This is a genomic window from Kocuria sp. TGY1127_2, assembly GCF_013394385.1.
GTDB lineage: Bacteria > Actinomycetota > Actinomycetes > Actinomycetales > Micrococcaceae > Rothia.
Genome location: NZ_AP022834.1, coordinates 1284047 through 1310191, shown reverse-complemented (window position 1 = coordinate 1310191; position 26145 = coordinate 1284047). Strand labels below are relative to the sequence as shown.

Sequence of the window (26145 nt, the reverse complement as noted above, 5' to 3'; positions counted from 1 at the left end):
CAACCTCTGCACAAGGGGTCGCCGAACGTCACATCATGTTTTCTCCCGTCATCCTAGTCTTTATTCGGTCCACTCATCTGAAGGTGAAGCCTCGACCCACGGACAAGCGAGCATCAACGAATCATCGGAAGTTGCCGAACTGGTTATATGAAGTATTCGGAGCCGCCCACCCAATCGGTTTTCTCCCCCACCTGGTGGGGACCCCATAGCACCCGCCCGAAGAGCCAATCGACAGAAAGATCGATACGGTATGGGTAGACATCAACACTTGATCTGCACTGGAGACCTCATGCCCGTACGCCCCATCGTGATTACCGGCGAACCCGTCCTGCACGCACCGACGCAATCAGTCACGGTCTTCGATGACGATCTGCGCACGCTTGTGGCCGACATGTACGAGACCATGGACCTCGCCCATGGAGTAGGCCTTGCGGCAACACAGGTCGGCGTCCCGTGGCGGCTTTTCACTTTCTCCTATGAAAACGACGACGACGCCCCCGACCGAGGGGTACTCATCAATCCCCGTCTTACGCTCGGCAAAATTTCCGAGGTGGAACCGGACAAGGAAGAAGAAGCCGAGGGCTGCCTTTCGGTACCGGGTCTCTCCTTCCCGCTGAAACGCGCCGATTGGGTCCGAGTCAATGCCCAGGACGAGTTCGGAGCACCCATCGAGTTCGAGGCAAATGGGTGGTTCGCGCGGGTCATGCAACACGAGACCGATCACCTGGACGGCAAGCTCTACGTCGATCGCCTCAATGAGCGATGGGGAAAGCGAGCCAAGAAAGCCATCAAGAAGGAAGGCTGGGGGGTTGCCGGCCTGACGTGGACGCCCGGGGTCGACGAGGACCCATTCGGCCACTCCGAAGATTAAACATGAGGTCTAACTTGACCTTTGAACTTCGCGTATCACCTAGTCACTACCGAGAACCAAAGTCAAGGATTGCCCCGAACCGCCCCCTTCCTGAAACTCAACTTTCCATTGAGAGTTAAGAATCTCGACGAGTTCTGGGACGCTCTCAGGCACCATTTCGGATTCGAGGAGCGCTCGGGCGACTTTCCCGCGGAAATGTTTGGCCATATGTGAGACGACCTGACGTTTGCCATCGAGTTCCCGTTCGACCCGAATCGTCACCGTCCTCTCGGAGGGTGCCCTCCATGCCGCCGCATAGCTCGATGACCTGCAATCGATCACCAGATGGCCTCGGCTGTATTCGTCCAGAACCGGCTTGAGCTCCGATCGCCACCACGCCGCGAGGGTGCCCTTCGGTGCGACCCTGGACCCCATGGACAAGCGATAAGCAGGTATTACATCTTCTGGTCGCACCGCTCCCCACAACGCGGAGATGACCACCACGGACCGTCGAGCCCGCTCCTTGGCATTCGTCGAGAGGCTCGGGTAGTCCAACGCGTCGAAAAGCACCCCGGTGTAGACGTCTAGCGCCGGTGCGCTGGCTTCGTGAGCGAGACGAGTGTTCCGTTGGACCTCCGTGGTCAAGCTAGGACCCGTTTTAAGGAAGTCGGCAGCGTCGTCACGAGAGCTGACCTCAATGAGCCGCTCGAGCATGGCTTCGCGGGCTTCTGTGAGTTCGGGAAAGCTCAGCTCCGAAAGGTTGACGCTCGGACCTGAATCGGGAGCGGTCTTGGACTCTGAGGGAGGAAGCAAAATCAACATCCCTTCCAGTGTAGAGTTGTCCAACGGACGGGTCGGCCGGGCGATCGCGCGGCGTGTATCACGCCTCGAGGAAAGTCCGGGCTCCGCAGGGCAGAATGGTGGATAACGTCCACTCGGGGCAACCCGCAGGCCAGTGCCACAGAAAGCAGACCGCCCGCCTCGGCGGGTCAGGGTGAAACGGTGGTGTAAGAGACCACCAGTTCCCGCGGTGACGCGGGAAGCTCGGTAAACCCCATTCGGAGCAAGGCCAGACAGAGTGCGTCACGAGGGCTGCTCGCCCCAAGCATTCGGGTAGGCCGCTTGACCCCTTGAGCAATCAAGGGGCTAGATGGATGATCGCCGCTGCGCAAGGGAAACCGAGCGCCAGTACAAAACCCGGCTTATAGGCCGACCCGTCCCCCGCAAAGCAGAGAAAACGTAACGTCTATTGGCCTGCGGTCCGTCGTTCCCGCGCATAGCCGATCGCATCCGGTTCCGTCGACGCGGATGACGGGGCGGAATCCGGATGAATTGTGAAATCCCAGGGATCAGTATTGAGACTGCTCAACAGCGTTTCGACCTCATACCCTTGCGCAGCCAGCCTGCTACGGAGCATCCGTGCGCCATGAGCGAGCCACAGTTCTTCACTCGCGAAATGCGAACAGTCGATAAGGTACGGCTTTCCCCCGGCCAACAGCGCGCGTTCACGTGCTTCTGACGCCGGATGGTGCCGAAGATCTGCAGTGACGTAAACGTCGGCTTCTGCGCTCCGAACCTCGGCGAACAACGAATCTCCCGCACCGCCGCACACCGCAACGCGGCGCACGACGCCGTCCCTCGGGCCAGCGATTCGGAGCCCCCCAGCGGTCGGCAGCAAAGTGGAGGACAGCCTCTGCCCCAATCTCTCGAGCGTGATTTCCTCCGGAAGGTCACCTACCCGGCCGATCCCGGTCTCGGAATCGGGGTCACACAACGGAACGGAAGTCTCGATTCCACAGGCTGTCATCAGCGCATCAGAGACGCCTCCTGCCATGCTGTCCGCATTGGTGTGGGAAGCCAACAGGCCGCATCCGCCTTCAATCAAAGTATGCAATACGGCGCCCTTGTCGCTGGACGCCGGCAGAAATTGGGCGCCGCGGAGCAACAACGGGTGGTGGGTCAGGAGCAATTGGCACTCGGCCCCGACCGCTTCCCGCGCAGTGGCTTGGACGGCATCTACCGCGAACATGATTCTTCGGACGAGCTGGTCTCCTCGTCCGCTCACCAGGCCGCTCGCGTCCCACCCTTCGGCGAGCGAAACTGGCCAGAGTTCATGAGCTGCACGGACGACGTCGTTCAAGCGAGGAGTCTTCATGAATCCAGTCTAAGGATTGCCGTATTCATTGCCACGGCTCCCCCAACAGCGAACCCCGGTGACGTCACGGCTCCGGGAGGACCAGAATGGAGCGCATGAAAGAATTCACCGTAGCCGCCGGATGTTTCTGGTGCTTGGATGCCGTTTACCAACGAACTCGAGGAGTGGAGTCCTCGGTCTGCGGATACACCGGAGGCCGCACGTCCCACCCGACCTACGAAGAAGTTTGCGGCGGCAGCTCCGGTCACGCCGAGGCGATACGAGTCCGATTCGACGAGAACGTGGTTCCGGAAGACGTCATCATGGACATGTTCTTCACGACCCACGACCCCACCAGCTTGAACAGGCAAGGGTACGACGTCGGGACTCAGTACCGTTCGGCCCTGTTCTATAAGGACGAAGAAGAGAAGAGATTCTTCCAGAGCCAGATCGACCGGGCTCAACAGCTCTTCGACCGGCCGATCGTCACGACTTTGGAGCCGCTCGAAACTTTTCACCCGGCAGAAGACATTCATCAGAACTTCGAACGTGAGAACCCCAACAACGGGTACTGCCAAGTGATCATCGATCCCAAGCTCCGCCGAGCCAGGGAATATTACAAGATGTGGCTCGTAGCCGCCTAAGGCGGCACTCACGGGCTACCGTAGTGAAACAGTACGGGACCTTTCTCGTTTACGCCGTTTTACAGCTCTAGAAAGGCGACAACATGGCTAAAATTCTCGACAACGTCACCGAGGCCATTGGGGCGACCCCATTGGTCAAGCTCAACCAGCTGGACAAGGACCTGCCCGGCAACGTGGCGGTCAAACTTGAGTTCTACAACCCCGCTAATTCCGTCAAGGACCGCATCGGCAAGGCCATCATCGATGCCGCCGAGAAGTCGGGACAGCTGCGTCCGGGTGGGACCATCGTCGAGGGCACTTCCGGCAACACCGGCATTGCCTTGGCCATGGTCGGTGCCGCACGGGGGTACAAGGTCGTTCTGACCATGCCCGAGACCATGTCGACCGAACGTCGAGTGATGTTGCGCGCCTACGGCGCCGAAATCGTCCTGACCCCGGGTGCCGAAGGCATGCGCGGCGCCGTGGACAAGGCCGCCGAGATCGTGGAGAACTCAGACAACGCCGTCCTGGCCCGTCAGTTCGAAAACGAAGCAAATCCCCAGGTTCACTACGACACCACCGGACCCGAGATCTGGGATGCCACCGATGGCGAGGTCGACCTGTTCGTTGCGGGCATTGGCACAGGCGGAACCATCTCGGGCGCGGGCAAGTACCTCAAGGAGCAGAACCCGGACATCAAGATCGTTGCGGTAGAACCTTCCGATTCCCCGCTTCTGACCGAAGGCAAGGCCGGCCCTCACAAGATCCAAGGCCTCGGTGCCAATTTCCTCCCGGAGACGCTGGATCGCGAGATCTACAACTCCGTAACCGACGTGAACCTCGACGACGCCGTCCGCGTCGCCCGACAGCTCGGTGCAGAAGAAGGCATCCTCGGCGGTATCTCTTCCGGAGCCAACGTCTGGGCCGCATTGGAAGAGGCCAAGAAGTCCGAGAACGAAGGCAAGCTCATCGTGACCGTGGTTTGCGACTTCGCGGAGCGTTACATTTCGACCGTTCTGTACGAAGACATCCGCGGCTGATCACCACTCACGTTTCAGTACGCAGCCTGTGCCCACGCGAGAATTCGTGTGGGCACAGTTCTGATTTCGGCCTCCGTCCCCGTTTGCGGGAATAGGGGCGGCAAATCAGCGGTTGAACCCAGACGAAGCATCTGCATCCCACCTGTACCTCGCCGGCAGCCGAGTGCCTCAGAGCCCTCTGCGCCCGCACCCCACGATGAAAGCGACACCGTGAGTTTCCTCAGCCGTCTCAGGGAAGACCTGACCACAGCACGCACGCACGACCCCGCAGCGCGAGGGGACCTTGAAATTGTCCTCAATTACTCGGGACTTCACGCCATTTGGATCCACCGGATAACTCACCGGCTGTGGCAGAAGAATGAGCTTCGCACCCTGGCCCGCACCCTTTCCCAGCTCACCCGCTGGCTCACCGGGATCGAAATCCATCCGGGGGCAACCATCGGTCGACGCTTCTTCATTGACCACGGTATGGGCGTCGTGATCGGCGAGACCACCGAGATCGGTGACGACGTCATGCTCTACCACGGAGTGACCCTGGGCGGCCGTTCCCTGGAGAAAGTCAAGAGGCACCCCACACTCGGGAACCGCGTCACGGTCGGGGCGGGCGCCAAAGTTCTTGGACCGATTGTGATCGGAGACGATTCAGCGGTCGGCGCCAACGCCGTCGTCGTGCACGACGCCCCCGCTTCATCGATCGTCACCGGGATCCCGGCCGAGGCACGTCCCCGGACCCCGGAGAAGAAAGCACCATTAGTCGATCCGGTGACCTACATCGACCCGGCCATGTGGATCTAAAGTCTGCTTCTGTTGACGAAAACGCCCGCTCGCGATTCACTGCGAGCGGGCGTTTTCGTCAATAACCGGGTCGAACTACTTGGTCTGCCGGCCCACGGGAGCAGGAGCCTTCTCGCCCGCGCTGCTGACCTCTGAACGGTCCTCGGACCACAAGGTGTGGAAGGTTCCGTCTTCGTCGACGCGTTGATACGTGTGAGCGCCGAAGAAGTCCCGTTGTCCCTGTATCAAGGCGGCGGGAAGACGGCCCCGACGGAGGCCGTCGTAATAGGACAGTGACGAGGCGAAGACCGGGACGGGAACGCCCAGGGCCGTAGCCTTGCTGACCACACGACGCCAGGACGGCAGCAGATCTTCGAGGGTGCTCAGGAACCCGGGAGCGAGCAACATGTTCACCGGCGCGTTGTCTCCCTTGTACGCCTCCATGATCTCCGCAAGCAGTTCGGCACGGATGATGCAGCCGTTCCTCCACAGCGACGCGATGGTGTCCAGCTTGAGGTCCCAGCCGAATTCTTCGCCGGCGGAAGAGAGCATGTCCAAGCCCTGGGCGTAGGAAACGAGCTTGGAAGCGTACAAAGCCTTGCGCACATCTTCGACGAACTCGGGATCGCCCTTGGCGACCCCAGTTGCTGCGATCAGGCCCGCGGGCAGCTTCTCCTGCGCTTCTTCGCGCGCAGCGGGATTGGATGAAGACAGTGCACGCGCGAAGACTGATTCAGCGATCCCCGACACGGGGGAACCGAGATCAAGAGCAGACTGAACGGTCCACCGACCTGTTCCCTTCTGTCCCGCCTGGTCGACGATGACGTCCACGAGCGGTTTACCGGTCTTCTCGTCCACCTGGGACAGCACCTCTGAGGTGATCTCGATCAGGTACGAATTCAGATCGGTCTTGTTCCACTCCTGGAAGACCTCGGCCTGCTCCTGGGGTTCGAGGTCGGCAACGGAGCGGAGGAGATCAAAGGCTTCCCCAATAACCTGCATATCGGCATATTCGATGCCGTTGTGGACCATCTTGACGAAATGACCGGCGCCATCTGTATCGATCCACGCGCAGCACGGGGCGCCGTCGTCGGCTTTGGCTGAAATCTTTTCGAGCATGGGACCGAGAGACTTGTAGGACTGCTTGGAGCCACCCGGCATGATCGACGGTCCGTTGAGAGCTCCTTCTTCGCCACCGGAGACTCCGACACCGACGAAGTGCAGGCCGTGTTCGGCGCACTCCTTCTCGCGTCGGATCGTGTCCTTGAAGTAGGAGTTTCCGCCGTCGATGATGATGTCGTCCTGGTCCAACAACGGGATCAAGGATTCGATCACGGCGTCAACCGGCGCACCGGCCTTGACCATGATAAGGATCCGCCTTGGACGTTCCAGAGAGTCGACCAATTCCTGCAGGGTTTCGGTCCGGATGAATTGACCGTCCTCGCCGTGTTTGGCCAACAGCTCGTCGGTCTTGGCTGTGGTGCGGTTGTGCAACGCAACGGTGTAACCGTTGCGGGCCAGGTTGCGCGCCAGATTGGCGCCCATAACCGCCAGACCAGTCACACCGATCTGCGCCTTGCCGGAATTTGCCTCGGACTTTTGGGGAGAAGTGCTTTCAACTGCCATGAGTCCAGATTACGCGCAAAACGTTGCTGACGAGCAGGGGCACCCCGAAAACTGCTTCGGGATCGCACACGGCGTACACATGACCGGAACATGACGACGCGGTGGGGACACCGTGAGCTGATCTTCCCCTACAGCAACGCAGACGGCCGGCTCCTTCTTGTGAAAGGAACCGGCCTTGTGCTGTCGGTGGGTCCTACCGGGATCGAACCGATGACATCCACGGTGTAAACGTGGCGCTCTACCAGCTGAGCTAAAGACCCTTGACAATCGAGTGGGCCGCTTTTACAGCGGCCAGCACCCGATCTGATTGATTACAGTACATGAACCGATGAACCGGTGTTAATTCGAGAAGGGCTTCAACGCCGTGGCGTTGAACACACCCTCTCGAGACTCAGAATCGAGTCGTCACCAGTCGTGTCGCGGACCACTCTTCGCTGACCTGAACACTCGTGGTGAGCTTGAGGCCGGCCGTCGGAGCCGCTTCCTGAATATCGGCAGGTGGCACATGACCGTCCCGCCCCGCTTTCGGGGTCATGACCCAGACAACACCGCCCTCGTCCAGGGTGGTCAGCGAGTCGACAAGGGCGTCCACGAGGTCACCTTCGCCATCTCTCCACCAGAAGAGAACGGCGTCCACAACTTCCTGGTCTTCTTCGTCGAGGAGCTCGGATCCGGTGACGTCTTCCAGATCGTCCCGAAGGGCGAAATCGACGTCCTCGTCATATCCGAACTCTTGGATGAGATCCCCATCCTTGAAACCAAGCAGGACAGCCGGACGATCTCCGGCGGTCTTGGTCTCGCTCACGTATTTTCCTCCTGAATATTGGATCGCTCCGGACATGCCCCGGACCGAGCTTTGCGATGGGTGCATCGCAATCGCGTTGACTCTAAGCCAACACTGGATTGCCTACACTATCAAGTAGAACCAGGCAGTGGGTGATCCCGAACACTGTTGAAATTCTAGTTTCCCAATTCTACGGGGATCGAAGGGCTATTTTGCCCTCCAAGCCGGGGCCGATCAACGTCAAAAGTCATCCTGACCCGATCAGTTGTGACACCATAGGACTAAAGCCCAGGTGGGTCGAGTGTGCCTGCCGTTATCATCCCGTCACGGGATGTGAGCTTTCTCCTCACATCGACAAAGAGAGGTTCAACGTGGCTCCCTCAGAGACGAATGACCACATCCTCAGTGCCCTCACCCTGGGCCTGTCGGATCAGGACCACGAAGAGACGTCAGAATGGATCGAGGCATTTGATGCCTTGGTCGAGGCACAGGGCACGGAACGTGCGCAGTTCATCATTCGACGCCTTCTCCAGCGTGCTGGTGCCAAGAGCATCCAGGTCCCGACCGTCACCACCACGGACTACGTCAATACGATCCCCGTGGATCAGGAACCCGAATTCCCCGGCGACGAGGAAATCGAGCGCCGGTACCGTGCCCTCATGCGTTGGAACGCTGCGGTCATGGTCCACCGTGCGCAGCGCCCCGAAATCGGGGTAGGTGGTCACATCTCCAGTTACGCAGGTGTCGCCACACTGTACGAAGTCGGTTTGAACCACTTCTTCCGCGGCCAGGACCACCCGGGCGGCGGAGACCAGATCTATTTCCAGGGCCACTCCTCGCCCGGCAACTATGCCCGCGCATACCTCGAGGGCCGTCTGACTGAAGAGCAGCTCGACGGATTCCGGCAGGAAAAGACCAAAGGCGAGAATGGCCTGCCGTCCTACCCGCACCCCCGGTGTAAGGACGATTTCTGGCAGTTCCCGACCGTTTCGATGGGCTTGGGACCCCTCAACGCGATTCACCAGGCCCAGTTCAACAAGTACCTTGACAACCGCGGTATCAAGGACACCTCGCAGCAGCACGTCTGGGCTTTCCTCGGCGACGGTGAGATGGACGAGCCGGAGTCACGCGGCGCTCTTCAGCTCGCCGCCAATGACAAGTTGGACAACCTGACCTTCGTCGTCAACTGCAACCTCCAGCGCCTCGACGGACCGGTTCGCGGTAACGGCAAGATTGTTCAGGAACTTGAAGCCTTCTTCCGCGGCGCAGGCTGGCACGTCATCAAGGTCCTGTGGGGCCGCGAGTGGGACGAACTGCTGGACAAGGACCAGAACGGCGAGCTCGTTCGCATCATGAACGAGACCTTGGACGGCGATTACCAAACATACAAAGCCGAATCCGGTGGATTCATTCGCGAGCACTTCTTCGGCCGCTCCCCCGAAACCAAAGAGATGGTTTCGGACATGTCCGACGAAGACATCTGGGCGCTCAAGCGCGGCGCGCACGACTACCGCAAGGTGTACGCGGCCTACAAGCAGGCCATGGAGACCAAGGGGCGGCCGACCGTCATCCTCGCACAGGGCGTGAAAGGCTACGGCCTCGGAAGCCACTTCGAGGGACGCAACGCGACACACCAGATGAAGAAGCTGACGCTCGAGGACCTCAAGGTCTTCCGTGACCGTCTGCGTATCCCGATCTCCGATGAGGAACTCGAAAAGGACCTCTACGGAGCGCCGTACTATCATCCGGGCAAGGACTCGCCCGAGATCAAGTACATGCTCGAGCGTCGCAAGGAGCTCGGCGGATTCATCCCCTACCGTGACGGGTCTCAGCGCGAGCTCGTTTTGCCTTCCGACAAAGCCTACTCGGTAGCGAAAAAGGGCTCTGGAAAGCAGATGGCCGCCACGACCATGGCGTTCGTCCGCTTGCTCAAGGACCTCATGCGCGAGAAGGAATTCGGCAAGCACGTTGTGCCGATCATTCCCGATGAGGCCCGCACATTCGGCATGGATTCGTTCTTCCCGACATCCAAGATCTACAACCCGAACGGGCAGAACTACCTCTCCGTGGACCGCGAGCTGATGCTGGCCTACAAGGAGTCCGCGCAGGGACAGCTTCTTCACGTAGGCATCAACGAAGCCGGGGCTACCGCCGCATTCACCGCGGTCGGTTCTTCGTACTCGACCCACGGCATCCCCATGGTTCCGGTCTACATCTTCTACTCGATGTTCGGTTTCCAGCGCTCAGGCGACGCCTTCTGGGCGGCCGCGGATCAGCTCTCCCGCGGATTCATCGTGGGCGCGACCGCTGGACGCACGACCTTGACCGGCGAGGGTCTGCAGCACATGGACGGGCACTCGCCCATTCTGGCCTCGACCAACCCGGCAGTCCGCCATTTCGATCCGGCGTACGGCTACGAGATCGCGCACATCGTCAAGCGCGGCCTCGAGCACATGTACGGTACCGGAGACGAAGACCACAACGTCATGTACTACCTGACGGTGTACAACGAGCCGATCGTTCAGCCGGCCGAGCCGGAGGACGTGGACGTCGAGGGCATCGTCAAGGGCATCTACTTGCTCAAGCCCGCCGAGGTCGACGGTCCCCGGACCCAGTTGCTCGCATCCGGCGTGGGTGTTCCGTGGGCGCTTGAGGCGCAAGAGATCCTCGCGAAGGATTGGAACGTTTCCGCCGATGTGTGGTCCGTGACGTCCTGGAACGAGTTGCGTCGTGACGGTCTTGCGGCCGAGCGGGAATCGATGCTCAACCCGGAGGCGCCGGCACGTGTACCGTTCGTGACCCAGCAACTCGAAGGAGCTGTGGGCCCGATCGTCGCGTCGTCCGATTTCGTCTCCGAGGTTCCGGATCAGATTCGTCAGTTCGTTCCGAACGAATTTGCAAGCCTGGGGGCCGACGGTTTCGGGTTCTCCGACACTCGTGCCGGTGCCCGGCGCTTCTTCCACATCGATGCGCACTCGATGGTGGTCCGTGCCCTGGAGATGCTTGCACAACGTGGCGAGGTGGATGCGGACGCGCCCTCCAAGGCGATCGAAAAATACGATTTGTTGGACGTCAATGCGGGAACCAGCGGCAATGCCGGTGGCGACTCGTAATCGATGAAATCGGCGCTGTGGTCGGCTCCTGTGAAGGGGTCCGGCCACAGCGCTTTTTACTGCGACGTGACTGATTCGAAGGATTCTGGAAAGCTGGACATCGTGTTAGCAATACTTTGCCCTGGACAGGGCTCACAAAAACCCGGATTTTTGGCCCCGTGGCTAGAGTTAGATGGCGTTTCCGAAAGGCTCTCGACCCTCGGAAACGCGGCGGGCCTCGATCTCATCCACTATGGCACCGAAGCCGACGAGGAAACCATCAAGGACACCGCGATCGCACAACCGCTGATCGTTGCGGCAGGAATAGTCGTCGGCGAGCTTCTCGGGGAGCGTATCGGTGAAAGACGAGTTCTGTGGGCAGGCCACTCGGTCGGTGAAGTCACCGCCGCAGCGCTCTCCGGTGTCATGACGCCCGAGGACGCGATGCGTTTCATCAAGGTTCGCGGCGACGGCATGGCGAGGGCCTCCGCAGCCGAACCTTCAGGAATGGCGGCCGTACTGGGCGGCCAGGAAGAAGACGTCCGTGCTGCCATTGAGGAAGCCGGTCTGACCGCAGCTAACGCGAACGGCCCCGGCCAGATCGTGGCGGCCGGATCTGAAGACAAACTTCAAGCCTTTGCCGAGAACCCACCCGCAAAGACGCGCGTCATTCCGTTGAAGGTTGCCGGCGCGTTCCACACTTCCTACATGCGCCCGGCGGTCGGCGACCTGCAGGAGATCGCCCACGAGCTGCCGACGCACGAACCCGTCACAACCCTTTTGTCCAACAAGGACGGCAAACCGGTCACCTCCGGTGCGGCGGCCCTCCAAGGCTTGGTCGACCAAGTGACCCGCCCGGTCCGTTGGGACCTGTGCATGCAGACCATGCTCGACGAAGGAGTGGACCAGATCCTCGAACTTGCTCCAGCCGGAACGCTTGTCGGCTTGGCCAAACGGGGCATGAAGGGGATTTCCGCGACTGCACTCAACTCGCCCGACCAACTCGACGACGTCGTCACCGAGTAAAGCCAGCCCAGCGAGGAAAAGAGACCAGCGTGGTGACTCTCAAGACCAAACCCGTTCAGAAGTCAGCCAAGATCCTCGGCCTTGGTGCCGCCCGGCCGGACGTCGTCGTGACCAATGATGACGTGTGCCGGTGGATCGACTCATCTGACGAATGGATCCGGACACGGACCGGTATCAATACGCGGCGTCGGGCCGATGCCGATACATCCGCCTTCGACCTCGCGGTCGAGGCTGCCAAAGAAGCTTTGGACAGTTCAGGTGTCGCGGCCGAACAGATCGATGGCGTCATCGTCTCGACGGTCTCGCATCCTTACGCGACCCCCTCGATGGCCGCCAAACTTGCGGAGGAAATCGGTGTCACGCCTGCCCCCGCATATGACATTTCGGCGGCTTGCGCCGGATATTGTTACGGAATCGCCCAAGCCGACTCGCTCGTCAGGGCAGGTACGGCCAGGAATGTGCTCGTCGTCGGAGTTGAGAAGCTGTCCGACTTCATCGACAATTCCGAACGCTCCATTTCGTTCTTGTTGGGCGACGGCGCCGGCGCGGTCGTCATCGGGGCTTCCGATGAGCCAGGGATCGGCCCTACGGTGTGGGGCTCCGACGGGTCCAAGTGGGAAACCATCAATATGACCCACTCCATGCTCGAGCTACGCAATCGGGACTGGGTCAACAATCCGGTCGAAGACGGCGAGAAGGTGTGGCCTACTCTGTACCAGGACGGTCCGACCGTTTTCCGGTGGGCAGCGTGGGAGATGGCGAAGGTTGCCCAACAAGCTCTCGACGAAGCAGGCCTCGAGGCCGAAGATCTGGGCGCTTTCATTCCCCACCAGGCGAATATGCGCATCATCGATCAGATGATCAAGACCCTGAAATTGCCTGAGAACGTGGTGGTTGCTCGCGATATCGCGGATTCCGGCAATACCTCCGCGGCATCGATTCCGCTGGCCACCCACCGGCTGCTCCAGGAAAACCCTGAGTTGTCAGGACGTCCCGCCCTCCAGATCGGCTTCGGCGCCGGACTGGTCTATGCTGCGCAGGTCGTCATCCTCCCCTAGCCGCCCAAGCCGGAGCAACTGGCTCCGCCTCGGATCAACAAGATGTAAAACCCAGCACGTCAGGCAGAGATATCTACCGGCGCGTCGGGCATCGAAACGATACAGTAAATAACGGATAAAGCCCGTGAACGCGGGACCCCACGGCTCTGCGGAGCCGCATGCATCCCACGCGCCGCGCGAACGTCGCGTGATCACGAATCAAAGGAGTACACACCATGGCTGACAAGAACGAGATCCTCTCCGGCCTGGCCGAGATCGTCAACGAAGAGACGGGCGTCGAGACCGCGGACGTTCAGCTCGAGAAGTCCTTCACCGAGGACCTCGATATCGATTCGATCTCGATGATGACCATCGTCGTCAACGCCGAAGAGAAGTTCGGCGTGACCATTCCGGACGAAGAGGTCAAGAACTTGACCACTGTGGGCGACGCAGTCGATTTCATCGCCAACGCTTCCTAGGAGTTGTTGGGTACGGGCGCGGTGCCTCGGGTGCCGCGCCCTGGCTTCTCCCCAAGTGTTACCCCCGCCCACGGATAGGTCGTCCGGTGCGGACCATGCCCCGAATCCACGGGCGGAGATAAGAAAGACGTGAGATGAGTCAGAAAGTAGTAGTCACTGGCCTTGGGGCGTTCAGTCCCATTGGCGGGACCGTATCCGAGACGTGGGAGAACGCCCTTCAGGGTGTCTCCGGCATCAAGGCCATCACCGAGGACTGGGTTTCGCAGTACGATCTGCCCGTTTACATCGCGGGTCGCGTCAGCCAGTCAGTTGAAGATTCCGAATTCATTTCCAAAGTCGAGTCCAAGCGCCTTGACCCATCGGGCCAGTTCGCTGTCATCGCCGCACGGCAGGCATGGCAGGACGCTGGTTTCAGCGCTTCGGACGCCGAGGAAGCCGAAGAGCTCGACCCCGAGCGGCTTGCGGTCTCCTTCGGTACCGGAATCGGGGGCGTGTGGACCTTGCTGAATAGCTGGGACACTCTCCGGGAGCGTGGTCCCCGGCGCATTCTGCCGATGACGGTCCCGATGCTGATGCCGAACGGATCCTCGGCAGCCATCGCACTGAATCACAAAGCTCGCGCAGCGGCACAAACCGTGGTTTCGGCATGTGCTTCCAGCACCGAGTCCTTGCACGTCGCGCTCGATCTGATTCGCAGCGGCAAGGCCGACGTCGTCATCTCGGGAGGTACCGAATCGGCGATCCACCCCATGACTTTGGCGTCCTTCGCGAAGATGCAGGCTTTGTCCAAGCGCAACGACGACCCCGAACGCGCGTCACGACCGTACGATGTTGACCGTGACGGGTTCGTGATGGGCGAAGGGTCGGCCGCACTGATTCTGGAGTCGGAAGAACACGCTAAGGCCCGTGGGGCCCGCGTATATGCCGAGCTGGCAGGTACCGGTGTTTCCTCGGACGCCTACCACATCACTGCCAATGATCCCGAAGGTTCCGGAGCCGCGCGCAGTATCGACGAAGCCTTGAAGGCTGGCGAAATCGATCCGAAGGACGTAGTGCACGTCAACGCTCACGCGACGTCGACCCCGGTGGGCGATCCCGCGGAAGCGACCGCTCTGCATGTGGCCTTGGGTTCGCACACGGACCACATTGCGGTTTCGGCGACCAAGTCCATGACGGGACACCTTCTGGGTGCTGCCGGAGCTCTCGAAGCGGTCATGACCGTTATGGCGTTGAAGGACCGGAAGGCACCTGCAACCATCAACCTCGAGAACAAGGATCCTGAGATCGACCTGGATGTCGTGACGGATGCTCGTGATTTGCCGGCCGGAGAGATCGTGGCGTTGTCCACGTCGTTCGGATTCGGCGGACACAACTCGGTTGCTGCATTCCGCACGGTGGACTGACCTGACGGTCCAAGGGCCGGTCCCTGGCGGGCCGGTGCTTTCAAATAAAGACGAGGACGCCCGGACAGGATCACCTGTCCGGGCGTCGTCGTCCCTTGATGCGTTGCGGCGCGGGAAGTCTAGGGTTTGTGGGGCCGTGGGCTGCCGAGAGACCGTGTCTCAGCCGACTCGGTGGAGATATCTGACGTTCGAAGGTTCGGTCGCGCAGGCACGCAACGGTTCGAGTTCGGTATCCCATGCTTCACCGAGTGCCAGCGAGAACTGGCGGAGGAGCGCTGTGGCGTCACCGCGAGCGGCCTCGTAGGCATAACGCACGCGATCCTCGGTGATGACGGTATTGCCCGTCGAATCAATCATCGCGTAGAAGATACCGAGTTCCGGCGTGTAGGCCCACCGTCCTGCGTCGGCTCCGGGGCTGGCGTCTTCGAAGACTTCGAAGCGGATGTTCTTCAAACGACGAAGCGCCGAAGCTATCAGCGCGCCAGTGCCCTGAGGCCCTTCCCATTCGAGGGTCGTCCGGACCTGATCCACGGTAGCCGTCTGGTCACACCACTGAAGATCCGTTGACTGACCAGCCACGGATTCTAGCGCCCAACGAATATGAGGGCACAACGCTTTCGGGGCTGCGTGTACGTGCAGAACCCCCTGAGTCGGAATCATGCTCACAGTAGCTCCCCTGTAATCGACAGATACGTCTTCCCCTACGATCTGTTAGCGGTTCGCTCTGATGAGTCATTCCTCAACGATCACCATTGTGCCCGATCATGGTGCGGAGCACAAAGCCCCGTCGCAGATGAACGGCGAATTCCCAGGCTCGGTGTTCGTGACGGCCAGTGGGCCTGCCTCTTTTACGCCCGGGGGTGAGCCCTGCGGTAGGTCTTGGCGAGCCGGTCGACCGAGACATGGGTGTAGATCTGGGTTGTTGCAAGAGTTGAATGGCCCAACATTTCCTGTACTGCCCGTATATCCGCACCCCCGTCAACCATGTGAGTCGCCGCGGTGTGTCGGAAGACGTGTGCCCCCGACGCGCCGGTACTCGTGGCCCGCGCCAGGATCTCGTTCAAGTCCTCCCGAATCTGGCGTTGCCCCGCACGGGTTCCTCTCGTGCCTACGAACAGAGCGCTTTGAGCGCCCTTGACCCATTGCGTCCGACCGGACTCCAACCAGGCCTCAACAGATTTCATCGCGGGCAGCCCGAGGGGTACCGTTCGTTGTTTATCGCCCTTGCCGACCACGGTGATTGTTCTGCGCTCCGCGTTGATACTCGAAAGGTCCAGCCCGCATAATTCCGAAATTCGCAGACCCGCACTGTAGAGCAGCTCGACCACGGCGATCGTACGAAGGACATGAGGGTTTCCCGGCCTTTGCTTGAGATCATGTTCGAGAAGGGACAGGATTTCCTTCATGTCTTGCCCACTCAGGACCTTGGGGAGGGATCTTCGGCCTTGGGGCGATTTGAGCCGGGCCGCCGGGTTGTTCGTGACAATGCCTCGGCCCTCGGCCCAGGCGAAGAAGGAGCGAACGCTGGACGCTTTGCGAGCCATGGTGCTTCGAGCTTCGTCACGTTGGTACCCCTCCGCAAGCCAGTTGCGAAGCTCCTCGAGCTCGATCTGCCCGAGCGAATCCGCACCGGCCTCTTGAACCGATAGGAACAGGTCTTTCAGATCCGATGAATAGGCCCGAACCGTTTCAGGACTACGGGCTTTCTCATACACGAGGTAATTCTCGAATCCGCCCAAAGCTTGTGCGAATTCCTCTCCGAGCTCACGTGTGCGCGGACTGGCTTCTCGTTTTTTCACGACGTTGTTTCCCCCAAAGAGGCCTCGGGGAAAGATTCTGCCCACATGGCGACACGCTTCAAGAGCGCTCCGAGTCGAAACCTTTGCGGGACGATCGCTGTCAGACCCGCATCCAGGAGCGGCTGTGCCGTGACTGATCCGACGGCGAAAAGGCCCGTCGTGGCGTCCGCCGAAAGGCGACGCAAAGCCTCTCGCTCCTGAGCAGAGACGTGTCGCATCCACGCCTCTGCTCCCCCTGCTGAGGTAAACAGCACGCCGACCCGTTCGCCCGTGGTCGCGTCGATGATGCTTCGGCGGATGGCGTCGGAATCTGCGGATTCCGCGTACTTGTACGTGACGACGGGCGTGACCTCGGCTCCCAGGGAACGTACGACATCGTCGAGACCGTCGGCACCCATGCCGTGGTGCTGGACGACGGCCTTTGTTCCGGTGAGGTCCTCCCCCTCAAGATAACGAGCCACATCGTCCGCCGTTTCCTTCTGGGATACCCACTCCACGTTCAGCCCCTCGGCGAGGATCGCTCCGTTGGCTTTGGCGCCCCGAGCCAAAAAACGTGCCCCACGCAGGGCACCCAGGAGAGGCTCTTTGAGGCCGGCCTGATCTGCAGCGGCCAACCACCCTCTCAACCCCACGCCCGTGGTCACAATGACCAGATCGGGCGGGGACTCGATGATTCTCCGGGTAATGCCCGGTAGGTCCTCGTCTTCCAAGACGGGAGTGGTGATGATCGACGGGCAGTGAAAGACCTGAATGCCTTTACGGCTGAGGGAAGACTCTATGTCGTCGGCGCGTCGTTGCGCCGTAACGTGAATACGCACCGGCTGATCGCTGCTGCTTTCGGACATGTCGCCATTCTCCTCGCCAGTTGGTGGAAATGAACCCAGGGGGCTTGAACTACTGTACCCACCCGCTTCGGAAGCAATGACGAGGCGTCGTTCCGACACCGAGCTCATGACTGGACTCGCGCGCATCTCCACAGCCCTTCCACGTTCTCCGCCATGCCTTTACTCTCCAACTGCGCCAGGGCAGGAATGACGTCTCGAATGTCGAGGCCTGCTGCCGCACATAGTCTTTCCGGCCGCACGGGATGCCCGAAGGGCAATGCATCCCGAACCAATTGTTGTACTTGGGTCAGGTCGCAATGCGTGTCACTCGCACTGGAAGCGATGAAGTCCGACGCCTCACCGGGGAGAGCACGAACCGGCGGTGCTCCCCCATCTCCTGTCGGGGGCGAGGAAGCAGGCAGCAATTGCCTGACATCCTCCGTTGAGGTCACGATGTAAGCGGGAGTCTCTTTCAGCAGCCGGTGGCATCCAGCAGACTGGGCGCTGAAAACTGAGCCTGGAACCGTTGCGACGGGACGTCCCATATCCGAGGCATGATGAGCGGTGTTAAGGGCTCCGGAACGCCATCTGGCCTCGACCACCAGGACCAGGGTCGACATGGCCGCTATCAGTCTGTTGCGTTGAAGGAAGCGATGTCTCATAGGGCTGCAACCTGGATTGACCTCAGTTAGCACGAGGCCGCTCTCAGCTATGTCGCGGAGGAGGCCCTCGTGCGCCCGCGGATAGGACCGATCTATCCCGCAGGCCAGAAAGGCCACAGTACTGGGGCGGTTGGTGGCCGTCGTCATCGCGGCTTTGTGCGCGGCCGCGTCAATCCCGAATGCGGCCCCCGAAAGGATCCCGTATCCTTCCGCGGCGAGATCACCCGCGAGATGCGACGTGACGGAATTGCCGTACGGAGTGGAGTCTCGACAACCCACGAACGCGACGTTCGATTCCGCCGGACGGTTCAGGCCGATCCGGTCGCCGAGCCCCCACAGGCCTATGGGCTGCAGAGGACCGAGATTCCGCAGATCCTCCGGCCAGTCTTCGTCTTCCGGAGTTGCCAGCCATGCACCATGCCTGTTCATGGTCCGCTCCAGTATCTCGGGGTCTTCGAGCGGAGCTCGGCTGGCCCATCGGCGTCTCGCGTTGAGAAAATTGTTTCCCGTGACGGAGCCCATTCTTTCGGGTGAACTCGCCTCGATCGAGGCGAGTTCCTCCTCTGTCAGTCCTCTCCTCTCTGCCACGATCCGGTACGCGTTGTCGGCACCTAGGCTCTCGATCAGTGTCATGCCAGCCCAATCTTGCGGCTCGAAAATATGCATCAGCTGTATTCGCGCGTTTCGCATTTGCCGGTCCCGATCGTGTGTTTTCGGCCGTGCTGTATCCACTTCGGCATGGCGCCCAGGTGTCCGGTCATGCATAGTTCCTTTTCCTCTCTCGAACACGCTCTTTTAGAACTTCGCCCCGGAGCCGATCCGGAGCCCGATTGCCGCATCGATGTCCTCGATTCGTGGGGATCCCACGCCGGCCAGATCGGCGAGACTCCACGCGACACGCTGGATACGGTCGCATCCGCGGAGGGTTACGTCTCCCCGATCCAGCAAACGGGTCAAGGAGCCTAAGACCTTCGGCGACAACCTGAGCTGATGACGAAGGTGCCTCCCGCGCAGTTGCGCGTTGGTTGAAATCCCGAGCGGTCCAAGTCGCTCACGGGCCGCCTGTCGCGCTCGGACAACCCGCGCAAGAACCTCTGCCGACCCCTCGGCCGGGCCACGAGCGGCAATATCCGCTGAGGACAATTTGGGGATCGTGATATGCATGTCGATCCGATCCGCCAAAGGTCCCGAAAGCTTCGACAAATATGTTCGACGTTCCCGTGACGAACACGTGCACCGGTCCGCCATCCCACTGGATCGGCCGCAGGGGCACGGATTGGCCGCAACAACGAGTTGGAACTTCGCGGGGTAATGAGCGCTCGCCCTCGCCCGATCTATTGTGACCCATCCGGATTCCAAGGGTTGCCGGAGTGCATCGAGGACACCGCGCCTGAATTCGGGAGCTTCGTCGAGGAAGAGTACTCCGTGATGAGCGCGAGAAATCGCGCCCGGCTGAGGAATCCCGTTGCCACCGCCCACGATCGCCGCCGACGAGGCAGTGTGGTGGGGAGCCTCCCACGGGGGATCCACGATCAGTTGATTCACGCGCGACTTCTGCGAACCAATCGAGTGCACGGCAGTAACCTCAAGCGAGGCCTCGGCGTCCAAACGCGGGAGGATGCCGGGCAACCGCTCTGCCAGCATGGTTTTTCCCGAACCCGGTGGTCCGACCATGGACAGGTGGTGACCGCCGGCCGCGGCTATCTCCAGGGCCCAACGGCCCTGCTCCTGGCCGAGCACATCGGAAAGATCCGGGGTCACGTGGCCTTCCACAGCAGGATCCAAGGGACTCCGGCGGGCGGGTGGTCGCACGAGTTTGGACGGTTCGGCCCCCGACCATTCCAAAACGTCAGCTAACGCTTCGAAACAGTAAACCCGGGCACCGGGAACAAGCTCCGCTTCCGCGCGATTCTCCGATGCGACCACCACACGTGGATACCCCGCCCCTACCGCGGCGTTGACCGCGGGAAAAACCCCGGGCACGGGACGCAGCGAACCGTCCAGACCCAGCTCGGCCAAGAACACGTATTCCTCCGTCGGACGGGCGTACCCCGAGGCTTGGACTGTTGCCATCACGATGGCCAGATCAAATGCAGACCCGGTCTTCGGCAAGGTCGCAGGCGTCAGACTCACCGTGATTTTTCGAGGGACCAAAGGCATACCGGAGTTCTTGGCAGCAGAACGGATACGTTCTCTGGACTCCATGAGAGCAGTATCGGGAAGGCCCAACAGGACAAATGCAGGCAGAGTCTGACCGATATCGGCCTCAACCTCAATCATGTGGCCGCTCAGCCCTAACAGAGCCACCGAAAAGGTACGCGCGAACCCCATCAGATCACGCCTTCCCTGTGCTCCAGGGAGAAACACCGCGGGCCACCCACCACCGAAACAGCATCCACGCGAAGACCACCCGGATAGATCCCTGTTTCGCGAGCCCACAAATTTCCCAGCAGGCAAAGTTTTTTGGTCTTGGCCGGACCAATAGCCTCGAAAGGATGTCCGAATTCCAGTGACGAACGGGTTTTGACCTCGCAGATCACCAAACGCCCACGATCCGATGCAACGATGTCCAATTCGCCTCGGACAGAAGTCTCACGTGGATCAGGACGCCAGTTCCTGTCCACAATTTTCCAACCACGAATTTCCAAGACGGCCGCCGCAAGGTCCTCGCCCCACCGACCGATCTTCGCCCGTTCGTCCATGTCTTACCTCCCACAGAAAGGATGCGACATCAAGACCCCGGCGGATCCTCAACTCGGGGCGGAATCAAACAACTGTGGAGAAGTCACACACATTCATGGCAACCAGACTTCGGTGGACGATCCAACACGATCGCCAAGAAAGAACAACCGGGTCAGCCTCGGCTGCCCCAGGCCGCCCGCAACTGCTCCGACGACACGCCCAAAGACCACGAGAGACGATGCAGCGCACACGGACCATCGGCGTCCAGGGCCGCACGATGAGACGAAGAGCCATAACCCTTGTTCCCCTCCCAACCGTAGGCGGGATACTTCAGCGCCAGCGACTGCATCACCGAATCACGCTCGACCTTGGCAACCACACTCGCCGCGGCAATGCTCGCGCACCGGTAATCACCCTTGACCTGCATTGTCACTGGCAATTCCCACCCGACGGCGCCGTCCATGCGCTCAGTCACGGGATCCGGCTCCGTCAAGGACAGCAGATCCGCCACACGAGTCAACCAGTCGTGTTTTCCGTCCAACAGTACGGCCGAAGAGTTCATACGGTCCTCACCGACGGCGAGGGCCACCTTGTTCATCGCGCGTAAACCCGCGAGCCGCAACGCCTGTGTCATACCGAGCGCGTCGATTTCCTCGGGTGAAGACGATCCAGTCTCAACATGAATCCACGACCTGATAGCAGGGACCATCGCTTCACGCCTCGGGGCGCTGAGCACCTTGCTGTCCGTGAGGCCCGGGACTTCCAGCACCGCATCAGCAGGGACCCACGAGGCACCAACGGTCACGGGACCGGCCAGTGAGCCGCGCCCGACCTCGTCCATCCCGATGACGCCGAGGTGCCCCTGACCAAAAAGACGTCGTTCAACACTGAGGTCGGCGCCCTCAGCGTAAGCTGACGTCTTTTTCGTGGTCATCATTGGCCGCCGTGGCTCGCCTCGGAACTGGGGATGTCTTTGAAGACATCGTCCGGGGTAGACAACCACGTCCAGCGGCTCACCGGCCAAGCGATCGTGAATGCTCGTCCTTCGATGTCCTTCTTCTTCACGAATTCATTGCCCTCTTGGATGTGGTAACGAGAGTCGGCCGAGGCATTACGGTGATCACCCATGACGAAGTACTCACCATCCGGGACAGTCACATCGAACGGGAAATCCGAGGGTTGTGCTCCCGGATAGAGGTACGAGGACTCGTCAATAGGCTTTCCATTGACCTCGACCTTCCCATCGGAAGAGCAGCAGCTGACGTGATCACCGCCTTGCCCGATGACTCGTTTGATGAGGTAATTCTGTGACGAATCTGGAAGCACCCCAACGAAGGACAGCGCCTCGCGCACAGGATTGGTACTCGCAGGGTTCTGGTTCTCCGGAATCCAGTGCTGTGTGTCCTTGAAGACCACGATGTCGCCGCGTTTGGGGTCATTGAAGTAGTTTCCCGCGACGTTGACGAAAATTCTGTCGTTGAGCTCCAACGTGTTTTCCATGGACCCCGAGGGGATGTAGAAACCGCGAATCAGGAACGTTTTGACGATGAAAGCGATGATCAACGCATAGACGATGACCAGCAGTACTTCCTTGATCTTTGGCCAGAGGCCCTGGGGTTCTTCTTTTCCCTTCTTGTCCCGTGCCGCATGGGAGGAAGGTTGCACCGAGTCCGGGGATCCGTCCGCGGGCTCACCGGATGCGGAATGCTGGCCAGGTGTCATAGAGGTGTCCTTCTCTCACTTGCTATGGTCTGGGTTTAGTCTACTGACCGCCCTCGCGCTCAGCGATCAATTTGGGATATCCGGTTCAGTGGCCAGATCACGGCGACGGGCCGCCCAATGATCTTGTCCGTCTTGATCAGACCGCCGCCCGGGGCAGCAATCAAAGACCTGGAATCGTTGGAATCCGAGCGGTGGTCGCCCATGACCCACATCCTGCCCTCAGGCACGACGACGTCGAATCTGGTCCCGGATGGTGCGTCGCCCTGCATGATGTAAGGCTCATCCTTGGGTTGCCCGTTGACGGTGATGCGGCCGTCGGCCGCGCAACAGTGCACGTGATCACCAGGTACACCGATCACTCTCTTGACGTACACGCCTTGACGAGTCCCGACACCGAGCCACGAGCCGATTTCGCCAATAGTGTCCGTGAGCTTATTGGCGCCGGAGTCGTAAGGAGCAAGAGATCCGGTTCCGTCAAAGACGACGATGTCGCCGCGATTCGGATGATTGCTGCCCGGACGCCATACTGCGACACGATCGTGTTCTTGGAGCGTCGGCTCCATGGAAGCAGAGGGAATGTAGAAGACCTCGAGAAGCAAGCCTCGGACGAGGACCATGATCAGGACGGCTATGACTAGGGCCACCACGACCAAGCGCCGGCTCCCCCACGGGAGCCGGCGCTTCGAGTCTGCGGCCGTAGCAACGGCCTGCGACGGGTTCGTCAAGAACCTTATGCGTTGTCGCGCTTCTCGCGGATACGCGCAGCCTTGCCGTGACGGTCACGCATGTAGTACAGCTTGGCGCGACGAACGTCACCGCGGCTCTGGACCTCGATCTTGTCGAAGATCGGGGAGTGAACCGGGAACGTACGCTCCACGCCTACACCGAAGGAGACCTTGCGAACGGTGAAGGTCTCGCGAACGCCCGCACCCTGTCGGCCAACCACGTAACCGCGGAAGACCTGGACACGGGAGCGATTGCCCTCGATGATGTTCACGTGAACGTCCACGGTGTCACCCGGGCCGAAGTCCGGGATGTCCGTGCGGAGGTTCTTCTGGTCAATGAAATCCAGAGTCTGCATGACGATATTCTCCTCAATCGATGCCGCAGGCCACCGACTGATTGGTACGACGGAGGCTTCCGGGATTGACCCGAAAATGCTTCCGAAGTGATGTATCAGCCAAGACATGATTGGTGTCTTGGTGCCGTCTTCCGTCAGGTCGCTCTTCCCCCTGCGGCAGGGGCGTGCCCGGAGACGGCGCAATTTTTCATTTTGCCACAGTCCAGAGGCTAGTTCCACAGACACGGACCGTGGCCGCGGTTATTCCGTATCGCTCTCGTCACGTTCGACCGCCAAGGCCTCGAGAACCGCGCGGTCTTTCCGGTCCCACCCGGAGGCAGGCACGGATTCGATCAGGTCCGGGCGCCGTCGTACGGTCCGCTCCAATTGCCAGTCCCGCCGCGCTCGAGCGATTGCCGCGTGATTTCCGGATAGAAGAATCTCCGGGACCTCCCGGTCACGCCACACGGCCGGCTTGGTGTAAACCGGATATTCCAAAAGACCGTCAGCGTGGGACTCTTCGACCAGAGATTCGGGGTTGCCGATCACACCGGGAAGCAACCGCGCCGTGGCTTCGATCATGGCCAAGACCGCGACCTCTCCCCCGTTGAGCACATAGTCCCCAAGGCTCACGGGCATGACTCGGAATCTCTCACCCGCCCACTCGAGAACGCGCTCATCGATACCCTCGTATCGGCCGCATGCGAAGACTACGTGCTCTTCTCTCGCAAAATCTTCGGCCATGCGTTGCGTAAAGACCGATCCAGCGGGAGAAGGGACCACCAGCAACGGGCGCGGATCCGCGCCGTCATCCGAAACGGCATCGTCGGAACTTCGGGAAGACTGAGGCGACGCATCCAGTACGGCTTCGAAAGCCTGCGCCCATGGCTCGGCCTTCATGACCATGCCGGCACCACCGCCGTAAGGAGTGTCGTCCACGGTGCGGTGCCGATCAGTGGTGAACTCCCGGAGGTCACGGACAGACAGATGCAACAGCCCAGAACGACGAGCCTTGCCGATGAGGGACAGCTCCAGAGGTTGCAGGTATTCGGGAAATATCGACAGAACATCGTAACGAGGATTCATTCGGAATCGCCTTCGGCCTCGTCGGGGGCCTCGTCGGCGACGTTCAGCTCAAGGAGACCAGGCGGAGGGCACACCACGACGAAGCCGTCCTCGAGATCCACGTCCGGCACGATTTCTTCGACGAACGGAATGAGCGCCTCACTGCCGTCTTCAAGCTCGACGACCAGCAAATCCTGTGTCGGTCCGGTCGTCAAAGCGGCAACCCGGCCGATACGGTTAGTCAGCTCGGTGACCTCCGGCGAGGGTACGGAGTAAACATCCAGGCCCTTGAGCTCGTGCTCGTAATACCCCGCCGTATCTTCCGCTCCCTCCGTCTCCATCATGAGCTTGTGGTTGCGCAGCGTTTCCGCATCGTTCCGGGACCTGACCTCGTCGAATCCGAGAATCATGACGCTCTTATTCCACCGGACGGAGTTGATCGTTAGATACCCGTTCGGGGCCAGAACGGTCGACGGTTCAACCTCGATTGCGGACCCCTTGATCAGGCGCGTCGAAGGATCATCCGTGTACAGCTGAACCGTGACTTCCCCTTTAATCCCGTGAGGCTTACCGATTCTTGCGACCTGAACCTGCACCGCGTCTTTCTCCTTCCTGATGGGCAGCGAACGGCCCACGCCGTACACCGGAAATATAACAGGCCCGCTTCCGCCACACGGGCGGAAACGGGCCTGTTAGCGCGGCTAAATGCCGCAAAGCATGCTATCGACGCCGATCGGTATCGATCACGTCGACCCTAACCTGCTCACCGTCAGCCAGGGCACCGATCACGGTGCGAACAGACTTGGCCGTTCGACCACCACGCCCGATGACGCGTCCGAGATCTTCCGGATTGACCCGGACCTCGAGGGTTTGACCCCGTCGGCCCGAACGCGAGCGAACTTCGACGTCTTCGGGATGATCAACGATCCCCTGCACGAGGTGCTCCAGAGCTTCGGAAAGCATAATTACTCAGCAGACTCTTCGCTGGTCTCGGCCTCATCGGCCTTTTCCGTGGAAGACTCAGCAGCCTCGGCCTTCTCTTCACTCTTGGGAGTGATGGCCTCGGGAATGACCACGGAATCCTTCTCCGGGACCTGGAACTCGGGCTTGGCCTCGACCGGCTTGACGGTCGATTCTGCGTTGCCCTCACCCTTGAACTTGGCCCAGTCACCGGTCAATTTGAGCAGTGCCAGAACCTGTTCGGTCGGCTGAGCGCCGACGGACAGCCAGTACTGAGCACGCTCGGAATTGAGCTCAACCAGTGAAGGGTTCTCGGTCGGCTGGTAGATGCCGATCTCCTCGATTGCGCGGCCATCTCGCTTGGTGCGGGAATCGGCAACGACAATACGGTAGCGGGGATCGCGGATCTTACCCAGACGCTTCAGACGAATCTTTACAGCCACTTGTGTGGACTCTCCTGTATCTATACAAGGTCGGTTCCTATTACGTCAGCTACCCGTGGG

At 60.5% G+C, this 26145-nt stretch carries 27 protein-coding genes, 1 tRNA gene and 1 other RNA gene; 10 read left to right on the top strand and 19 right to left on the bottom strand.

Annotation, left to right across the window (positions count from 1 at the left end):
• Positions 1–289 precede the first annotated feature (289 nt).
• Positions 290–871 carry a peptide deformylase gene (gene def, locus sake_RS05920; protein ID WP_178945607.1) on the top strand — a complete coding sequence of 194 codons (582 nt, stop codon included), beginning with the start codon at positions 290–292 and terminating at the stop codon, positions 869–871.
• Positions 872–910: 39 nt separating this feature from the next.
• Here def and sake_RS05915 read toward each other — a convergent pair whose 3' ends face one another.
• Positions 911–1672, bottom strand: coding sequence for a YaaA family protein (locus sake_RS05915; protein WP_129359783.1), 762 nt, complete (start codon positions 1670–1672; stop codon positions 911–913).
• A gap of 28 nt (positions 1673–1700) precedes the next feature.
• On the opposite strand from sake_RS05915, the gene rnpB reads away from it, so the two are divergent.
• Positions 1701–2071: RNase P RNA component class A (gene rnpB / locus sake_RS05910), an RNA gene on the top strand.
• Between the two features lie 25 nt (positions 2072–2096).
• On the opposite strand, the gene sake_RS05905 is transcribed toward rnpB, so the two are convergent.
• Complete coding sequence (locus tag sake_RS05905; protein WP_178945606.1) at positions 2097–3005, bottom strand: Nif3-like dinuclear metal center hexameric protein; 909 nt, start codon at positions 3003–3005, stop codon at positions 2097–2099.
• A gap of 95 nt (positions 3006–3100) precedes the next feature.
• Here sake_RS05905 and msrA point away from each other — a divergent pair, with 95 nt between their 5' ends.
• The 3 genes from msrA to epsC all read left to right on the top strand — a co-directional run bounded on the left by msrA (position 3101) and on the right by epsC (position 5442).
• Positions 3101–3628 (top strand): peptide-methionine (S)-S-oxide reductase MsrA, encoded by a 528-nt coding sequence (gene msrA / locus sake_RS05900; protein ID WP_178945605.1) that lies wholly within the window; start codon positions 3101–3103, stop codon positions 3626–3628.
• 83 nt (positions 3629–3711) lie between these two features.
• Positions 3712–4647 (top strand): cysteine synthase A, encoded by a 936-nt coding sequence (gene cysK / locus sake_RS05895; protein WP_129359786.1) that lies wholly within the window; start codon positions 3712–3714, stop codon positions 4645–4647.
• A gap of 210 nt (positions 4648–4857) precedes the next feature.
• Complete coding sequence (gene epsC / locus sake_RS05890; protein ID WP_129359787.1) at positions 4858–5442, top strand: serine O-acetyltransferase EpsC; 585 nt, start codon at positions 4858–4860, stop codon at positions 5440–5442.
• Positions 5443–5517: 75 nt separating this feature from the next.
• Here the strand turns inward: epsC and gndA are convergent, their stop codons facing one another.
• The 3 genes from gndA to sake_RS05875 form a co-directional block, all read right to left on the bottom strand.
• The gene (gndA, locus tag sake_RS05885) at positions 5518–7047 is read right to left on the bottom strand and encodes an NADP-dependent phosphogluconate dehydrogenase (protein WP_178945604.1); all 1530 of its coding nucleotides are present in this window, start codon (positions 7045–7047) and stop codon (positions 5518–5520) included.
• A 187-nt stretch (positions 7048–7234) separates the two neighbouring features.
• Positions 7235–7307: transfer RNA gene (locus sake_RS05880), tRNA-Val, on the bottom strand.
• 131 nt (positions 7308–7438) lie between these two features.
• Positions 7439–7852: a DUF3052 domain-containing protein gene (locus sake_RS05875; RefSeq protein WP_238147618.1), complete on the bottom strand. Its 414-nt coding sequence runs from the start codon at positions 7850–7852 to the stop codon at positions 7439–7441.
• 350 nt (positions 7853–8202) lie between these two features.
• Between sake_RS05875 and aceE the strand changes: the two genes are divergently transcribed.
• The 5 genes from aceE (at position 8203) to fabF (ending at position 14868) form a co-directional block, all read left to right on the top strand.
• Positions 8203–10944: a pyruvate dehydrogenase (acetyl-transferring), homodimeric type gene (gene aceE / locus sake_RS05870; protein ID WP_178945603.1), complete on the top strand. Its 2742-nt coding sequence runs from the start codon at positions 8203–8205 to the stop codon at positions 10942–10944.
• A gap of 102 nt (positions 10945–11046) precedes the next feature.
• Positions 11047–11949 carry an ACP S-malonyltransferase gene (locus sake_RS05865; protein ID WP_129359790.1) on the top strand — a complete coding sequence of 301 codons (903 nt, stop codon included), beginning with the start codon at positions 11047–11049 and terminating at the stop codon, positions 11947–11949.
• A 29-nt stretch (positions 11950–11978) separates the two neighbouring features.
• Complete coding sequence (locus sake_RS05860) at positions 11979–13007, top strand: beta-ketoacyl-ACP synthase III (RefSeq protein WP_178945602.1); 1029 nt, start codon at positions 11979–11981, stop codon at positions 13005–13007.
• Between the two features lie 215 nt (positions 13008–13222).
• Positions 13223–13465 carry an acyl carrier protein gene (locus sake_RS05855; protein ID WP_129359792.1) on the top strand — a complete coding sequence of 81 codons (243 nt, stop codon included), beginning with the start codon at positions 13223–13225 and terminating at the stop codon, positions 13463–13465.
• A gap of 134 nt (positions 13466–13599) precedes the next feature.
• Positions 13600–14868, top strand: coding sequence for a beta-ketoacyl-ACP synthase II (gene fabF, locus sake_RS05850; RefSeq protein WP_129359793.1), 1269 nt, complete (start codon positions 13600–13602; stop codon positions 14866–14868).
• A gap of 159 nt (positions 14869–15027) precedes the next feature.
• Here the strand turns inward: fabF and sake_RS05845 are convergent, their stop codons facing one another.
• The 14 genes from sake_RS05845 to rpsP form a co-directional block, all read right to left on the bottom strand.
• A complete protein-coding gene (locus tag sake_RS05845; RefSeq protein ID WP_129359794.1) occupies positions 15028–15534 on the bottom strand; it encodes a DUF3145 family protein in 507 nt (168 codons plus the stop codon).
• A gap of 182 nt (positions 15535–15716) precedes the next feature.
• Positions 15717–16667: a tyrosine recombinase XerC gene (locus sake_RS05840; RefSeq protein WP_255411249.1), complete on the bottom strand. Its 951-nt coding sequence runs from the start codon at positions 16665–16667 to the stop codon at positions 15717–15719.
• Positions 16664–17512 carry a uroporphyrinogen-III synthase gene (locus tag sake_RS05835; protein WP_165000976.1) on the bottom strand — a complete coding sequence of 283 codons (849 nt, stop codon included), beginning with the start codon at positions 17510–17512 and terminating at the stop codon, positions 16664–16666. The genes sake_RS05840 and sake_RS05835 overlap by 4 nt, the downstream gene beginning before the upstream one ends.
• 104 nt (positions 17513–17616) lie before the next feature.
• Positions 17617–18786 carry a DNA-processing protein DprA gene (locus tag sake_RS05830; protein ID WP_178945601.1) on the bottom strand — a complete coding sequence of 390 codons (1170 nt, stop codon included), beginning with the start codon at positions 18784–18786 and terminating at the stop codon, positions 17617–17619.
• Positions 18787–18948: 162 nt separating this feature from the next.
• A complete protein-coding gene (locus sake_RS05825) occupies positions 18949–20484 on the bottom strand; it encodes a YifB family Mg chelatase-like AAA ATPase (RefSeq protein ID WP_178945600.1) in 1536 nt (511 codons plus the stop codon).
• Positions 20484–20855, bottom strand: coding sequence for a YraN family protein (locus tag sake_RS05820; protein WP_178945599.1), 372 nt, complete (start codon positions 20853–20855; stop codon positions 20484–20486). The genes sake_RS05825 and sake_RS05820 overlap by 1 nt, the downstream gene beginning before the upstream one ends.
• 152 nt (positions 20856–21007) lie before the next feature.
• Positions 21008–21772, bottom strand: coding sequence for a ribonuclease HII (locus tag sake_RS05815; RefSeq protein WP_243155745.1), 765 nt, complete (start codon positions 21770–21772; stop codon positions 21008–21010).
• Entirely contained in the window at positions 21769–22557 is a 789-nt protein-coding gene (gene lepB, locus sake_RS05810; RefSeq protein ID WP_129359799.1) for a signal peptidase I, read from the bottom strand. Before lepB (sake_RS05810) ends, sake_RS05815 begins: the two co-directional genes overlap by 4 nt.
• A gap of 59 nt (positions 22558–22616) precedes the next feature.
• A complete protein-coding gene (gene lepB, locus sake_RS05805) occupies positions 22617–23282 on the bottom strand; it encodes a signal peptidase I (RefSeq protein WP_371811955.1) in 666 nt (221 codons plus the stop codon).
• Positions 23283–23287: 5 nt separating this feature from the next.
• Positions 23288–23638: a 50S ribosomal protein L19 gene (gene rplS / locus sake_RS05800; protein WP_129359800.1), complete on the bottom strand. Its 351-nt coding sequence runs from the start codon at positions 23636–23638 to the stop codon at positions 23288–23290.
• 240 nt (positions 23639–23878) lie between these two features.
• A complete protein-coding gene (trmD, locus tag sake_RS05795) occupies positions 23879–24703 on the bottom strand; it encodes a tRNA (guanosine(37)-N1)-methyltransferase TrmD (RefSeq protein WP_129359801.1) in 825 nt (274 codons plus the stop codon).
• Complete coding sequence (gene rimM, locus sake_RS05790) at positions 24700–25278, bottom strand: ribosome maturation factor RimM (protein WP_129359802.1); 579 nt, start codon at positions 25276–25278, stop codon at positions 24700–24702. Before rimM ends, trmD begins: the two co-directional genes overlap by 4 nt.
• 124 nt (positions 25279–25402) lie before the next feature.
• Positions 25403–25645 (bottom strand): RNA-binding protein, encoded by a 243-nt coding sequence (locus sake_RS05785; protein ID WP_129359803.1) that lies wholly within the window; start codon positions 25643–25645, stop codon positions 25403–25405.
• Between the two features lie 2 nt (positions 25646–25647).
• Positions 25648–26085 (bottom strand): 30S ribosomal protein S16, encoded by a 438-nt coding sequence (gene rpsP / locus sake_RS05780; RefSeq protein WP_129359804.1) that lies wholly within the window; start codon positions 26083–26085, stop codon positions 25648–25650.
• Positions 26086–26145 lie beyond the last annotated feature (60 nt).